Below are 14800 nucleotides of genomic sequence, written 5' to 3'. Positions count from 1 at the left end.
GCATCCGGCACCAGCGGATGCTCCTGCCCCTCCCGTCATTACCCTTGAAGAAACCGTCCGCTGGCGTCATTGTGAAACGCTGAACACCGTTGTTTCTTCACAGGTACGGGAACCCCATGTCCAGAACACCCGATTACTCCCTGCTCGAACTGGCCTCCGTGCGCGAGGGCGACTCCGTGGCGACCACACTGGCTAACAGCGTGCGCTACGCCCAGCATGCGGAGTCTCTCGGCTTCAAACGTTTCTGGCTGGCCGAGCACCACAACATGGAAGGGATTTCCAGTTCCGCCACCTCGGTACTGGTGGGGCACATCGCTGGCAACACCAAGAGCATCCGGGTTGGCTCCGGCGGTGTCATGCTGCCGAATCATCCACCGCTGGTGATTGCCGAGCAGTTCGGTACCCTGGAATGTCTCTATCCGGGCCGAATCGACCTGGGCCTTGGCCGGGCGCCGGGCACCGATCCGGTCACCGCGCGGGCACTGCGCCGGGATGGCTTGGGGGCCGAGCAATTCCCGGAAGATGTCGCTCGCCTGCAGACCTTACTGGGGCCATTGCAACCGGGCCAGCCGGTGAAAGCCATTCCCGGCGCCGGCACCAATGTCCCCATCTGGCTGCTGGGCTCCAGCCTGTACAGTGCCCAACTGGCGGCGATGCGCGGCCTCCCTTATGCCTTCGCCGGCCACTTCGCACCGCGTCTTTATCGGGAAGCCCTGAAGGTCTATCGCGAGAACTTCCAGCCCTCAGAGCAGTTGCACCAGCCCTATGCCATGTTGGCCATTCCCGCTATCCCGGCAGGCTCCAAGGACGAAGCCCGGCATCTGGCCACCACCAGCTACCAGCGCATTCTGGCCCTGTTCCGCGGGCAGCCCCTGTGGATGCGACCGCCGGTCGACTCCATGGACGGGCTATGGAATCTGGCCGAGGAGGCCGGGGTGCGGGATTTCCTGAAACTGCAGATCATGGGCAACAGCGAAGACCTGCGCCAGCAACTCGACGACCTGCTGGCCAACATCCAGGTAGACGAACTGATGTTTACCATTGATATTCACGACCCGGAGAAGCGCCGGCAGGCCCTGGACATCCTGGCCGAAACCCGTTTCCGGCGAACCGACTCCGACGCAACCATCAACTAGGCAGAACCTGATCATGGCTCAACCGGCATTCTACGTTTTTCTCTCCCACGGCCTGGAAAGTGGCCCCGGCAGTACCAAGATCCAGGCGCTGAAGAGAGTGGCTGAAACGTTTCCGGGCGTTTATGCCGAGGCGGTAGATCACCGCAGCACCAAAGATCCTGCCGAGCGCCTGAAGCAAATGCGCCAAACCATGGAATCTGTCGGTGCCAGGCCCGAACTGACCATCCTGGCAGGCTCCAGCATGGGTGGCTGGGTCTGCGCCCGAACCAGCGAACAGACTCCGGTCAGGGGCTGTTTTATGCTGGCACCGGCACTGGCGCTACCGGATTATCCAGAGTCCAACCCGGTGATCGGCGCCCGCCACGCTCGCATCATCCACGGCTGGAACGACGATGTGGTACCGGTAATGCCGGTTCTGGAACTGGCCCGGAGACAGCAGATTGAGGCCCTGGTTCTAGCCGACGGACACCGGCTGGAAAACAGTGTCCAGCGGGTCGCAGAAGAGTTCCGAAGGTTCCTGTCCCTGTGCGTTGAAAACCCGAATCCATCCTGAATTCATGCACTTGCAATTTGGCTTAATCGGCTAATTGCGTGCGGGTTATTTCCCGTGTTTCCTTGCGAAAACCGCTTTGTTTTGCCAGTCTTTAATAACGTAACAATGGATTAACGTAAAAAAAGAGCGGAGACAACCCGATGAGCAGCACAAGTAAATTCAGGAAACTGGCCGGTATTTCGGCGCTGGCATTTGCCGGCCTGACTGCGGCAAATGCCGTGAATGCCGCCAACTGGCGCTACGCCCATGAAGAATACGAAGGCGACGTTCAGGACGTATTCGCATACAAGTTCAAGGAATACATCGAAGAGAACTCGGACCACACTCTGCAGATCTATCGCTTCGGTGAACTGGGCGAATCCGACGACATCATGGAACAGACCCAGGCCGGCATCCTGAACTTTGTGAACCAGTCTCCGGGTTTCACCGGCTCTCTGATTCCGGAAGCGCAGATTTTCTTCATTCCCTACCTCATGCCCACCGACATGGAGACCGTGATCGAGTTCTTCCGTGAGAGTGAAGCGATCAACGAGGACTTCCCGGAGCTTTACTCCGAAAAGGGCCTGGAACTGCTGAAGATGTATCCCGAGGGGGAAATGGTGGTGACCGTGGACGAGCCTGTCACATCACCCGAAGAGTTCAGCAACAAGAAAATCCGGGTAATGACCAACCCGCTGCTGTCCGAGACCTATTCAGCTTTCGGTGCAACGCCCACGCCATTGCCCTGGGGTGAGGTGTACGGCGCCCTGCAGACCAACATGATCCAGGGCCAGGAAAACCCGATCTTCTGGATCGAGTCCGGCGGCCTGTACGAAGTCTCTCCGAACCTGGTGTTCACCGGCCATGGCTGGTTCACCACCGCGATGATGGCCAACCAGAACTTCTATAATGGCCTGTCCGACGAAGACAAGCAGCTGGTGCAGGACGCCGCCGACTTTGCCTTTGAGGAAATCATCGTTCACATCGATGGCCTGGCTGACGAGGCGCTGTCAAAAATCCAGTCCAACAGCGACGAGGTCACCGTCACCCGTCTGAACGACGAACAGATCGAAGCCTTCAAGGCCCGCGCCCCGCAGGTTGAGGAAAAGTTCATCGAAATGACCGGTGAGCGCGGCAAGGAGCTGCTGGAACAGTTCCAGGAAGACCTGAAAGAAGTTCAGCAAGACTGAACGGCACCAAACGGTTGTTGCCGCCTGGCGGCAGCAACCGGTCTTAACCCCGCCCCGCCGGGGATTCTTCCCGCCGGGAGCGACATGTTCTGGAGCAGAATCCATGTCCGAGAATTCCCCGGAGATCGAAGACGATACCGGCCACTATGAATCCGGCCTGCCCGGCTTCCTTGGCACCATTGATGTCTGGATCTCGAAAATCGAAGCCGTGATGCTTGCTGCCGGCGTGATCCTGATGGCCGTGAATACCTGTGCCAATGTCATTGCCCGCTTTGTCTTCAGTGAAGGCCTCTTTTTTTCCGGTGAAATCAACCGAATCCTGATCATCCTGATCACCTTTGCCGGCATTGGCTATGCTGCCCGGCACGGCCGCCACATCCGTATGTCGGCCCTGTACGATGCCTTCCCCACCAAGGGCCGGAAAGTACTGATGATTGTCATCGCCCTGTTCACCTCGGTGGTGATGTTCTTTCTCTGTTACCACTCGTACGAGTACATCCAGACGCTTTACAGCCGCGGCCGCATTCTGCCGGCGCTAGGTTTTGAAATCTGGTGGATCTACATCTGGGCACCCGTGGGCTTTGCCATTACCGGTATCCAGTACCTGCTGACCGCCATCAAAAACTTCACCACCAAAGACGTGTACCTGTCGACGGGCGTGGTGGACGGCTATGCCGATACCGAAACCGAAGTCTGATGCACAGCTCGAACCCATAGGTTAAGGAAAGACACACCATGGCAACTATTATGATGATCGTCATGATCGGGCTGCTGCTTCTGGGCTTCCCGATGATGATTCCGCTGACCACCGCGGCGGTGATCGGCTTTGTAATGATGTTCGACGGCTTCGGCCAGATGGGCACATTCATCCAGCAGATGATGGGTGGCATCCGGCCGGCGTCGTTGATCGCAGTCCCCATGTTCATTCTGGCCGCCGATATTATGACCCGGGGCCAGTCCGCCGACCGTCTGATCAACATGGTCATGTCCTTTATCGGCCACATCAAGGGTGGCCTGGCCATCAGCACCGCCACCTCCTGCACCCTGTTCGGGGCGGTCTCCGGTTCTACCCAGGCCACCGTGGTTGCCGTGGGCTCACCACTGCGCCCGAAAATGCTCAAGGCGGGATATTCAGACCCGTTCACCCTGGCGCTGATCATCAACGCCAGCGACATTGCCTTCCTGATTCCCCCCAGTATCGGCATGATCATCTACGGGGTCATCTCGGAAACGTCGATTGCAGAATTGTTTATTGCCGGTATTGGCCCGGGCATTCTCATCCTGTTCATGTTTTCGATTTACTGCCTGATCTACGCCTACCGGAACAATGTGCCCACGGAAGAAAGGGCAACCTGGAAAGAACGGGCCATATCGGTTCGCGATGCCTCCTGGCCACTGATGTTCCCGGTGATCATCGTGGGCGGCATCTACGGCGGCATATTCAGCCCGACCGAGGCGGCTGCAGTCTGCGTGCTTTACGCCTTCCTGCTGGAGTTTGTGGTTTTCCGCTCTCTCAAGCTCAACGACATCTACAAGATTGCCAAGTCCACCGGCCTGATAACCGCCGTGGTCTTCATTCTGGTGGCTGTCGGAAACGGCTTCTCCTGGATCATTTCCTTCGCCCAGATCCCCCAGGCCATCCTGGAAGCGGTGGGTGTAAACGAAGCCGGGCCCATTGGCGTGCTGATCGCCATTTGTGTGGCGTTCTTCATCGCCTGTATGTTCGTAGACCCGATTGTGGTGATTCTGGTGCTCACGCCAATCTTTGCGCCGGCCATTCAGGCCACAGGCCTGGACCCGGTACTGGTGGGCGTACTGATCACTCTGCAAGTAGCCATCGGCTCTGCAACGCCGCCGTTTGGTTGTGACATTTTCACTGCCATTGCGATTTTCAAACGCCCCTATATGGAAGTGATCCGTGGCACGCCGCCGTTCATTTTCATGCTGGTCGCCGCGGCCGGCCTGATTATCGCGTTTCCGGATATTGCCCTGTTCCTGCGTGACATCGCATTCAGGGATTAAGTCCACAGCCACCGATCTAAGGAGAACAGTATGTTTAAACGGATTCTGGCCGCTGTGGACGGCTCCAAAACGTCGCTGAAAGCACTGGATAAGGCCATTGACCTGCAAAAACTGATCCCGGACGCCGAGATCTACATTCTCTGCGTCTACAAGCATCACAGTCTGTTCGAGGCCTCCCTGTCTATTGGCCGGCCGGATGATATGGACATCCCGGACAAAGTGCTGTCGGAATACGCTAAAGGCGTGGTGAACCACGCCAAGGCCCTGGCGAAAGAACACGGCGCCGCCAAAGTGCGGGGGTTTGTCAAGGCGGGGCGGCCGTCCAAGGTAATCGTGAAGTTTGCCCAGGACAAGGAAGTTGACCTGATTGTGGTGGGCACCAAAGGGACCAACAGCGATAAAGATGGCACGTTTCTGGGCAGCGTCTCACACCGCGTCGCTTCCCATGCCAAGTGCCCGGTTCTGGTCGCTTAATACCCGAATCCCCTCCGCCCAACCAGCCGGGCTGCACAACCTGCGCCGCCCGGCAATTACGGATTTCCGCAGTCTGCTCGTTTTTTCACCGTGCTAGACTGCGTCGCCTTGGATTACTTCCCATTCACAAATCACAAGGCGCCCAGCCATGACTGCGATTGTTGATTTTCTCAACTCTATTATCTGGGGCTACGTCCTCCTCTATGGTCTGCTTGCAGTAGGCATCTTTTTCACCATCCGCCTGGGCTTTCTACAGTTCGTCAACTTTGGCGAAATGATCCGTGCCATTCGCGGTTCCCGGGAAAGCGACGTTCACGGAATTTCACCCTTCCAGGCTTTGTGCACCAGCCTCGCCTCCCGCGTTGGCACCGGTAACCTGGCCGGGGTTGCGGTCGCCCTCTATCTGGGCGGCGCCGGCGCTATATTCTGGATGTGGATCGTAGCTCTGGTCGGCATGGCCACCGGCTACGCCGAAAGCACCCTGGCCCAGCTGTACAAGGTGCGCGACGGTAATGGCCAGTACCGCGGCGGCCCGGCGGTCTATATCTCCAAAGGGCTGAAAGCCCCCTGGGCTGCAGCCATTTTCGCCGTTTGCCTGATTATTTCCTTTGGCCTGGTATTCAATGCCGTGCAGGCAAACTCCATTGCCGATGCCATGCAAGGCGCCTTTGGCGTGCCCAAACTGGGTGTGGGTGTGGTGATCGCGGTGTTCGCGGGCATCGTGATTTTTGGCGGCCTGCGCAAGATTGTCCGGTTCGCTGAGTTTGTCGTGCCCTTTATGGCCGGCGCTTATGTCTTGCTGGCCCTGGTGGTGATGGCCATGAATATCACGGAAGTCCCGGGTGTTCTGGCGTTGATTGTAAAAAGCGCCTTCGGTCTGGAAGAGGCCGCCGGCGGTGTGGCTGGTTCTGTTACTGCAGCGATGCTCAACGGTATCAAGCGGGGCCTGTTCTCCAATGAGGCCGGCATGGGCTCGGCACCGAATATTGCCGCCACCGCCACCCCGGCACCTCATCACCCCTCGTCCCAGGGTCTGGTCCAGGCATTTGGTGTGTTTATGGACACCATCGTGGTGTGCACCGCAACCGCTATCATGATCCTGCTGGCAGGCGTGCTCGAGCCCGGCTCCGGGGTTACCGGCACCCAGCTGACCCAACAGGCCATGGAAGTGCATCTGGGTGATTTCGGTGGCTACTTCATTGCCGTCGCCATCCTGTTTTTCGCCTTTACCTCCATTGTGGCCAACTACACCTATGCCGAAAACGCCCTGATCTACCTGCGCGGCGGCAATACCTTTGCGCTGACGGTACTGAGACTCTCGGCACTGGGTATGGTGGTCTGGGGAGGCTACGAAGCGGTGGTCACGGTATTCAACGCGGCGGATGCCTCAATGGGCCTGATGGCAACCATCAACCTGATTGCCATTGTCCTGCTGTCCGGTACGGTGGTAAAACTGACCAAAGACTATCTGGCACAACGCAAGGAAGGCCTGGTACCTCACTTCAAGTCTGCGGACTATCCTGAGCTGCACGAGAAAATCGACAGCAACATCTGGCACTGAGCCTTACCTGATACCGACCCCGGCATCCTGCCGGGGTCAGTTTTTTCCTTCCTTCTGCCGCCCCAGAGTGGCAAGCGCCAACAGCGCCGACACCGCCATCAAAAATACCGCGACCGCGTTCAATACCGGCGTAGACCCTTCACGCAAACGATTGAACAGGGCCACGGTAAGAGGCGTATCGCTTCCGGTCAGCATCACCGTGGTATTGAAGTTCTCGAACGACATCAGAAAGGCCATGGCTGCAGCCCCGAGAATGGAGGGCATTAACCAGGGCAAGGTGACCGTAAACCAGGCCACCAACGGTGTTGCTCCCAGGTTGAGCGCCGCTTCCTCCAGTTGCCGGTCAAACTTGCGCAAACGGGCGGCAATGACCAGTGTTGCCAGCGTGGTGATGAACGTGACCTGCCCCATAACCACCAGCGTCAGGCCCGGCCGGAACACATCCAGTTCAATACCCCAAAGACGGGAAACATCGTTGGCCATGCCACTGTAGAACACCAGGATCGACACCCCGAGAATCACGCCGGGAATCACCAGGGGCAGCAACATCAGCAGGTACAGCAATTCCTTGCCACGGAATTCCAGGCGTTCAAACAGCACCGCATTCAGGCAACCCAAGGCCACACTGCCCACCGTCACCCAGAAGGCAATCTTGGTACTGACCCAGAGGGCACTGAGCAGGCCATCATCGTGGAACAACCCGGTGCGCCCCTCCGAGCCATCGGCCAGATACCAGTCGAGGGTAAAACCCTGCCAGGGCAGAGACGGAAAGGGTCCGTCGTTGAACGCAAACACGGCGGTTACCAGCAGAGGCAACGCCAGGTAGATAAAAAAGGCAACCAGATAGGCCAGATACAGCCCGTTGAACAAACGGGACCGGGGCACCGAGCGGATCATGACATCACCCCATCACCTTGCGCAGCGACTGGCCACTGAGTTTCAGGCCCAGCCAAACAATCAGCGAAGACAGAAACAGTAGAAGCACGCCCAGTGCTGCACCCTGTTCCCAGTTAAAGCGGGTGATGAACTGGGTGAAAATCTGCTCGGTAAACCAGGCGCTGTCTTTACCGCCCATCAGTACCGGGGTCAGATAACTGCCGAGCGTGAGCATAAACACGACAATGCACCCGGAGACAATACCGGGTATGGCCCAGGGTACAACCACCTCCCGCAGCACCGTGAAGTGGCCACCGCCCAGATCGTAGCCGGCCTCCACGAGATTCTCGTCCAGGCCATCCAGGGTGGTCACCAGCGGCACCACCATGAACAGCAGGCCGTTATAAACGAGGCCGATGATTACCGCGACATCGTTATACAGCATTTCCACCGGGCCATCGGCCCAGCCCAGCGCTTGCAGCCAGGAACTGAACAGCCCGCTCTCACGCAGCAGAATCATCCAGCCGTAAGTACGGACTAACTCACTGGCCCAGAATGGAATCAGGCAGGCCAGAAACAGGATACCTTTACTTCGGCCCCGGGCCAGGCGGGCAATGTACCAGGCAATCGGAAAGGCGATCAGCAAGGTCAGAAAGGTGGTGAACAGCGACATCACGCCGGTGCGGACAAAGGTCCGCCAGTAGTAGGATTCACTGAAGAAATTCTGGTATTGCTGAAGCCCCCAGGCCAGGGTGTCCCAGCTCTCGCGCACCTGAAACGACACCCGCAGCATTTGCAGATGCGGCACCAGTACCAGCAGCACGATCCACAGCAGAAAAGGGGTCAGCAACAACCAGAGCGACAAACGACTAACCGGCGAGTTCACAGGGGCGGGGCTCCAAATACACGGGCCAGATTCGGGTCCCAGGACAACGTCAGGTTGCCGCCCGTTGCCAGGCTCGGTGCGCTCCCGTCCTGCGGCAGGCGGGCAAAGATTGCCTGGCCGTTGGTTTCCGCCTCAACCCGGCTGTTGGCACCGTCAAACAACGTGGTCCGCACACGGGTTTGCATTGAAGAGAAACCATCCGCCAGCCCCTCCCCGGAAAAGGCCAGCGATTCCGGCCGGACATACAGCTCGGCCCGCGCGCCAGGCGCCAGATCGGCCGATGCAATTCGGCCGCTGACGACCGCGCCGTCGTCCAGCCGAACACTGGCCAACTCTCCGGTCACCGAGACAACCTTGCCCGCTAACCGGTTGTTGTCACCTACAAAGCCCGCCACAAACGGGGTGGCCGGTTCCCGGTAAAGATCCTCAGGAGGCGCCACCTGATCGAAGCGCCCGCTCTTCATCACGGCGACCTGGTCCGACATCACCATGGCCTCGGACTGGTCATGAGTGATGTAAACGAAGGTGGTGCCGAACTGTTTCTGCAGATGCTTGAGCTCGATCTTCATTTGCTCTCGCAGCTTCAGGTCGAGGGCCCCCAGGGGTTCGTCCAGCAGCAACAGGGTGGGTTCCAGCACCAGGCAACGCGCCAAGGCAACCCGCTGTCGCTGGCCGCCAGACAGTTCCTGTGGATTGCGGTTCTCCAGACCGGGCAGGCCCACCTGTTCCAGCACCCTGGCGATGCGCTTCCGGCGCTCGGCAACGGGTGCTTTCCTGCGTTTAAGGCCGTACCCGATGTTGTCACCGACCGTCATGGTGGGAAACAGTGCCAGATGCTGGAACACCATGTTCACCGGGCGCTTGTTCGGTGCCACATCGTTCATGCGCTGGCCGCGAATGAAGATATCCCCGGCGTCCGGCTTGTCGAAGCCCGCCAGCAGCCTCAACAGTGTGGTTTTGCCACAGCCGGAGGGACCCAGGATCGAAAAAAAGGTGCCCGCGGGCACATCCAGCGACACCCGGTCCACCGCCGGATGATCGTCAAAGCGGCGCACCAGGCCGCTGCAGGACAGATCAGACTCGGTTGGCATAGGGCTCAGTTCGCTGCCTGGACGCGATCAAGCACCTGCCCTTCCAGGGTTTCCAGACCCGGCGGTACCGGCGGATACCATTTGATGTTATCGATCGCCTGGTCATCAAAACTCACCCGGTAGGCATCGCGCAGTTCCGCCCGCACGAACTCGTCCGCCCCTTTGGAGGCCGTAAAGTTACCGGAAGCGTTGGTGATTTTGGCGGCAATTTCCGGCTGCATGACAAAGTTGATCCACTGGTAGGCGGCACTCTCATTTTCACTGCGGCGGGGAATGGCGAAGGTATCAATCCAGCCCAGCGCGCCCGACTCCGGTGCCACAAAACGGATCTCCGGATTCTCCGCGTTCAGCTTCCAGCCGCCGGCATCCCAGGCCATGGCCGCAGTCACCTCGCCGGTACGCAGCAGGGACAGCAGCTGGTCACCGCCGGTCCAGTAGGTTTTCACATTGTCCTTGCAGTCGATCAACGCGCCTTCCACCTGCGTCATGATGGACTGGTACTGTTCTCGGTCGTTGTAGGCGGCAAACGGGTCCAGGCCCATGGCGAAGGCAAAGCCCATGAGGGTCGGGCGTTTCAGCCGATAGCTCACATTGCCGGCCACGGCCGGGTCACACAGGTCGGTGTAGTCAGTCACGGTGTCCGCCACCGAACTGTGCACAATCAGGCCACTGGTGCCCCAGACCGAGGGCACGCCATAGAATTGCCCATTCAGGGCCGTGGACTCCTGCGTGGCTTTCACCATCGACGCCTGAAGCTGATCGGTGTTGATGCGGCTGTAATCAATGGGCTTGTAGATATTGAACTGGCGCTGCACGCCGATGATGCGGTCCTGGCTGGGTTGCGCGAGATCAAAGCCGGCGCCGCCGGTGGCTCTGAGCTTGGAGATCATGTCCTCGTTATTGGAGAGGGTGATCTTCACATCAATGCCGGTTTCTTCCTCAAACTGGGCCACCACCTCGTCGGGGGCGTAGCCTCCCCAGGTAATGAGGCGCAGCTCTTCGGCTGACAGATTGACTGAAACAGTGGTTGCGGCCAGGAAGGTCGCCAGTGCGGATATCCGTGTCTTGCGCAATGCCATGATGGTTCATTCCCCTGAAACGATGGTGCCCGAAATAGGCTAACGTTTTGTTATCAGGAAGTTATAGACCATGTATTGCAGTTTTGTGAACTCCAGACAAAAAAACGGAGACCGAAGTCTCCGTTTTGCACTATCTGGACAGCCAACCGGTTTACTGGCCGGACTTGAGCATTTCCCAGTACTTGGCGTAAACCTGCAAGGCCTCATCGCCAATGTCGGTCTGGAACTCGGCGTTGAGCATATCGGTGGCGTTCGGGTAACTGGCCCGATCGCTGGCTACCGACTCATCCAGCAGCTCGCGAGCCGCCAGATTCGGGGTGGCATAGCCGATTTCCTCACTGATCAGCGCTGAAATCTCTGGCTGCAGCACAAAACTGATGAACTTGTGAGCCGCCTCCGGATTCTTGGCATTTTTGGGAATCACGAAGCTGTCCAGCCAGGCGATAATACCCTCTTCCGGATACACGTATTCCAGTGAATCCAGGGTATCGCGCCCCATCACCGCTTCACCGTTCCAGATCATGCCGATGTCCGTTTCACCTTCCAGATACGGCATTCTCGGCGCATCCGAGTTGAAAGTGCGAACCGATGGCATCAGTTCGGTCAGCTTTTCGTAGGCTTCCTCGATTTCCTCAGGATTCGTACTGTTTCCAGAGTAGCCGAGGACTCTCAGCCCCACGTGAAACACTTCGCGCATATCGTTGGTCAGCATCACCCGGCCTTCAAAGCGCTCGTCCCACAAGTCTTCCCAGCCAGTGACTTCGCCGTCTACATCGGCCGTATCCACGGCCAGCCCCGTGGTGCCCCAGAGGTAAGGCACGCTGTATTCGTTCTCGGGGTCGATGTCCAGATTCACCAGCTCCGGGTCGAGGTTATCAAAACCCTCGATCTTGCTCCGGTCAATCGGCATCAGCAGGTTTTCCTGACGCATCTTGCTCACGTAATAAGTAGACGGTACCGCCAGGTCATAGGCTGCACTCTCGTCGAGCAGTTTCAGCCGGGCATACATGGCCTCATTACTATCGTAGGTGGTGTACACCACCGGGATACCGGTTTCTTCAGTGAACCGGTCCATGACTTCCTGAGGCATATACTCAGACCAGTTGTACAGGTTCAGAACCTGGGGTTCTTCAGACCCGCTGCAGCCCGTCAGGCCTGCCGCCAGCAGGCCGGCCAGTACCAGTTTCTTCATCGTTTGCTCCTTAACAGTATCCATTGAGACAAAATCAGCATGACCAGGGAGAATACCAGTAGCAGGGTGCCCAGGGCATTCACTTCAGGTTTCAGGCCCACCCGCACCATAGAGTAGATGCGCAACGGCAGAATTTCATAACTGGGGCCACTGACGAAAGTGCTTACCACCACATCGTCCAGTGACAGGGTAAAACCCAGCAACCAGCCGGCGAGCAACGCCGGCATGATCACCGGAATCAGCACCGTGCGGGTCATGGTGAAATCGTTGGCGCCCAGATCTCGGGCGGCCTCCGGCAAGCGTTCGTCAAAGCCGCTGAGGCGCGCCATCACGGTGATGACCACAAAAGGCAGGCAAAAGGTCACGTGAGCCAGCAATAGCGATACATATCCCAGTTTCAGGCCCACCAGCAGAAACAACGCCAGCAGCGAAATCGCCAGCACGATTTCCGGCGACATCATCACCACAAACAACATACCGTTAAGGACCTTCTTACCCCGGAACCGGTAACGGTGCAGAGCCAGCGCGGTGAGCGCACCGATCAGGGTAGAGACCGTGGCCGCAGACAACGCCAGCCACAGGGAGTTCCACATGGCCTGCACCATGGCCCGGTTGTTAAAAAGGGCCTCGTACCAGCGCAGGCTCAGGCCGCCCCATTCGTAGCCGGTGCGGGAATCGTTGAAGGAAAACACCACCAGCACCACGATGGGCACGTACAGCAGCAGATACACCAGGGTGAGGTAGGTGCGTGGCAGCCAGCGATTCATACACCGTCCTCCCCGATCCGCCTTTTACTCAGGCGGTGGGCGAACATCAGGAACGCCATGGCCAGGGTCAGCAGGATGCTGGCGGCGGCACCAAAGGGCCAGTTGCGGGCATCGAGAAACTGGTTCTTGATGACGTTGCCCACCAGCAAATTACGGGAGCCGCCGAGAATATCCGGCACAAAGAACAAGCCCATGGCCGGCAACAGTACCAGCATGATGCCGGCCAGCACACCCGGCAGCGTGAGCGGGACAATCACGTGCACGAACGTGGAGAAACGGCCCGCTCCAAGATCGTGGGAGGCTCTCAGATAATCCTCGCGCAGGTCTTCGAACACCGAATACAGTGGCAAAATCATGAACGGCAGCAGCAGATACACCAGGCCAATAATCACGGCCCCCTCGGTATACAGCAGTTGCAGGGGCTCATCGGTAATGCCCAGCCCCATCAGGGCATTATTGAGCAGGCCATTGGTGGCCAGAATGAGCTTCAGGGCGTAGGTGCGCACCAGGGAATTGGTCCAGAACGGCACGATCAGCAGAAAAATCAGCAGCACCTGATTACGTTTGCCGACCTTGGACAGCGCCCAGGCAAACGGGTACCCGATCAGCAAGCAAACCAGCGTCGTCATCGCGGCCATGTACAGGGAATGCAGGAACACTTCCAGGTACAGCGGATTCAGCAGTTGCCGGTAAGCATCGAGGGTCAGCGGCAGCGAGATGAAGGAGCCCGGGTCCCGGGTCATCACGCTGGCACCGACCACGAGCAGGTTAGGCGTCAGTACCAGAAACAGCAACCAGCCCCACACCAGCACCAGAACCGCCGTACGAAACGGCTGCTGTGTCAGGCTACGCATCGGTGCCGGCTTCCTCTGGACGATCTTCGGTTTCGGTGGGTAACAGCCACTCCCAGCCATCCACCCAACTGACTTTTACCGGCTCTCCGAGACGGTAATCGAAGGTAGGGTCGTCTTCATCAAAGAATTCCGACGCCAGAACCTCGGTACCATCTTCCAGATGGATCACCGAATCCAGGGTACTGCCCTTGTAGTTCCGCTCGATGATTTTCCCCGCCACCCCTTCGTCGTCCTCCGGGGCCAATACCCGGATGTCTTCCGGGCGCAGCAGCACGTGCAGTGGCTGGCCAGGCGAGACCGGAAAATCCGGTTTACGGAACCGGCGCTTCAGGCCGAACACGTTCACCGAAATGGTGTCCTCGCTGATCGCCTGTTCCACCCGGCCCGGGAAAAAGTTGGTTTCACCCACAAACCGTGCGGTAAACAGGTTGGCCGGGCGCTCATACACTTCCCGCGGCGTGCCCAGTTGCTGGATAAGGCCGTCTTTGAGCACCACCACCCGGTCAGACATCGACAAGGCTTCTTCCTGATCGTGGGTGACAAACACAAAGGTGATGCCCAACTCCCGTTGCAGACGCTTGAGTTCCACCTGCATGGTGCGCCGCAACTTGTAATCCAGCGCCGACAACGGCTCATCCAGCAACAGCACCTTCGGGCGCTTGACCACCGCCCGGGCAATGGCCACCCGCTGCTGCTGGCCGCCGGACAGCTGATGCGGCTTGCGGCGGGCGAAGTCTTCCAGCTGCACCATCGCCAGTGCCTCGTCCACCCGCTCACGAATTTCCGGTTTCGGCCGTTTTTCCATTTTCAGGCCATAGGCGACGTTGTCGAATACCGACATATGGGGAAACAACGCGTAGTTCTGGAAAACCGTATTCAGGGGCCGTTGCTCTGGCGGCGTGTAGGTCAGGTCCTGGTTTCCAAGGGCAATGGTGCCGTCGTCGGGATGCTCGAAACCGGCCATCATCCGCAGCAGCGTGGTTTTCCCGCAGCCAGACGGGCCCAGGAGGGTAATAAATTCGCCGTCAAAAATGTCCAGATCCAGAGAATCCAGCACTTTTTTGCCGTCGAACTGTTTGGAGAGATTGCTGAGAGATAGCAGTGTCTGTTTCATCGGCCCTGCCCAAAGTTTGAGCGGCG

The 14800-nt window shown here is 58.4% G+C and carries 15 protein-coding genes; 7 read left to right on the top strand and 8 right to left on the bottom strand.

Features of this window, described 5'->3' with window-relative positions; all coding sequences use genetic code 11:
* Window positions 1-116: 116 nt before the first annotated feature.
* From ACP2AU_RS05340 to ACP2AU_RS05310, 7 genes are all read left to right on the top strand, one after another.
* Entirely contained in the window at window positions 117-1136 is a 1020-nt protein-coding gene (locus ACP2AU_RS05340) for an LLM class flavin-dependent oxidoreductase (RefSeq protein ID WP_426375067.1), read from the top strand.
* A 13-nt stretch (window positions 1137-1149) separates the two neighbouring features.
* Complete coding sequence (locus tag ACP2AU_RS05335; protein WP_426375066.1) at window positions 1150-1689, top strand: YqiA/YcfP family alpha/beta fold hydrolase; 540 nt, start codon at window positions 1150-1152, stop codon at window positions 1687-1689.
* 140 nt (window positions 1690-1829) lie between these two features.
* A complete protein-coding gene (gene dctP / locus ACP2AU_RS05330) occupies window positions 1830-2858 on the top strand; it encodes a TRAP transporter substrate-binding protein DctP (RefSeq protein WP_426375065.1) in 1029 nt (342 codons plus the stop codon).
* Between the two features lie 103 nt (window positions 2859-2961).
* Entirely contained in the window at window positions 2962-3555 is a 594-nt protein-coding gene (locus ACP2AU_RS05325; RefSeq protein WP_426375064.1) for a TRAP transporter small permease, read from the top strand.
* Window positions 3556-3593: 38 nt separating this feature from the next.
* Entirely contained in the window at window positions 3594-4880 is a 1287-nt protein-coding gene (locus ACP2AU_RS05320; protein WP_426375063.1) for a TRAP transporter large permease, read from the top strand.
* A 30-nt stretch (window positions 4881-4910) separates the two neighbouring features.
* Window positions 4911-5354, top strand: coding sequence for a universal stress protein (locus ACP2AU_RS05315; RefSeq protein WP_426375062.1), 444 nt, complete (start codon window positions 4911-4913; stop codon window positions 5352-5354).
* A gap of 148 nt (window positions 5355-5502) precedes the next feature.
* On the top strand, window positions 5503-6915 hold the full coding sequence (locus ACP2AU_RS05310; RefSeq protein WP_426375061.1) for an alanine/glycine:cation symporter family protein: 1413 nt from the start codon (window positions 5503-5505) through the stop codon (window positions 6913-6915).
* Between the two features lie 36 nt (window positions 6916-6951).
* Here the strand turns inward: ACP2AU_RS05310 and ACP2AU_RS05305 are convergent, their stop codons facing one another.
* The 8 genes from ACP2AU_RS05305 to potA form a co-directional block, all read right to left on the bottom strand.
* Window positions 6952-7812 (bottom strand): ABC transporter permease, encoded by an 861-nt coding sequence (locus tag ACP2AU_RS05305; RefSeq protein ID WP_426375060.1) that lies wholly within the window; start codon window positions 7810-7812, stop codon window positions 6952-6954.
* A gap of 4 nt (window positions 7813-7816) precedes the next feature.
* Entirely contained in the window at window positions 7817-8677 is an 861-nt protein-coding gene (locus tag ACP2AU_RS05300) for an ABC transporter permease (RefSeq protein ID WP_426375059.1), read from the bottom strand.
* Window positions 8674-9768 (bottom strand): ABC transporter ATP-binding protein, encoded by a 1095-nt coding sequence (locus ACP2AU_RS05295; RefSeq protein ID WP_426375058.1) that lies wholly within the window; start codon window positions 9766-9768, stop codon window positions 8674-8676. The genes ACP2AU_RS05300 and ACP2AU_RS05295 overlap by 4 nt, the downstream gene beginning before the upstream one ends.
* A gap of 5 nt (window positions 9769-9773) precedes the next feature.
* A complete protein-coding gene (locus ACP2AU_RS05290) occupies window positions 9774-10847 on the bottom strand; it encodes an extracellular solute-binding protein (RefSeq protein ID WP_426375057.1) in 1074 nt (357 codons plus the stop codon).
* A gap of 151 nt (window positions 10848-10998) precedes the next feature.
* On the bottom strand, window positions 10999-12039 hold the full coding sequence (locus tag ACP2AU_RS05285; protein WP_426375056.1) for an extracellular solute-binding protein: 1041 nt from the start codon (window positions 12037-12039) through the stop codon (window positions 10999-11001).
* On the bottom strand, window positions 12036-12806 hold the full coding sequence (gene potC / locus ACP2AU_RS05280; protein ID WP_426375054.1) for a spermidine/putrescine ABC transporter permease PotC: 771 nt from the start codon (window positions 12804-12806) through the stop codon (window positions 12036-12038). The genes ACP2AU_RS05285 and potC overlap by 4 nt, the downstream gene beginning before the upstream one ends.
* Window positions 12803-13660, bottom strand: a complete 858-nt coding sequence (gene potB, locus ACP2AU_RS05275) for a spermidine/putrescine ABC transporter permease PotB (RefSeq protein WP_426375053.1) — start codon at window positions 13658-13660, stop codon at window positions 12803-12805. Before potB ends, potC begins: the two co-directional genes overlap by 4 nt.
* Window positions 13653-14774, bottom strand: a complete 1122-nt coding sequence (gene potA / locus ACP2AU_RS05270) for a spermidine/putrescine ABC transporter ATP-binding protein PotA (RefSeq protein ID WP_426375052.1) — start codon at window positions 14772-14774, stop codon at window positions 13653-13655. The genes potB and potA overlap by 8 nt, the downstream gene beginning before the upstream one ends.
* Window positions 14775-14800: the final 26 nt, after the last annotated feature.

Origin of the sequence: Marinobacter sp. VGCF2001, from assembly GCF_049943275.1 — a bacterium.
Classification (GTDB): Bacteria; Pseudomonadota; Gammaproteobacteria; order Pseudomonadales; family Oleiphilaceae; genus Marinobacter.
The sequence above is the reverse complement of the archived record's forward strand: the minus strand, read 5'-3'. Positions and strand labels throughout refer to the sequence as shown.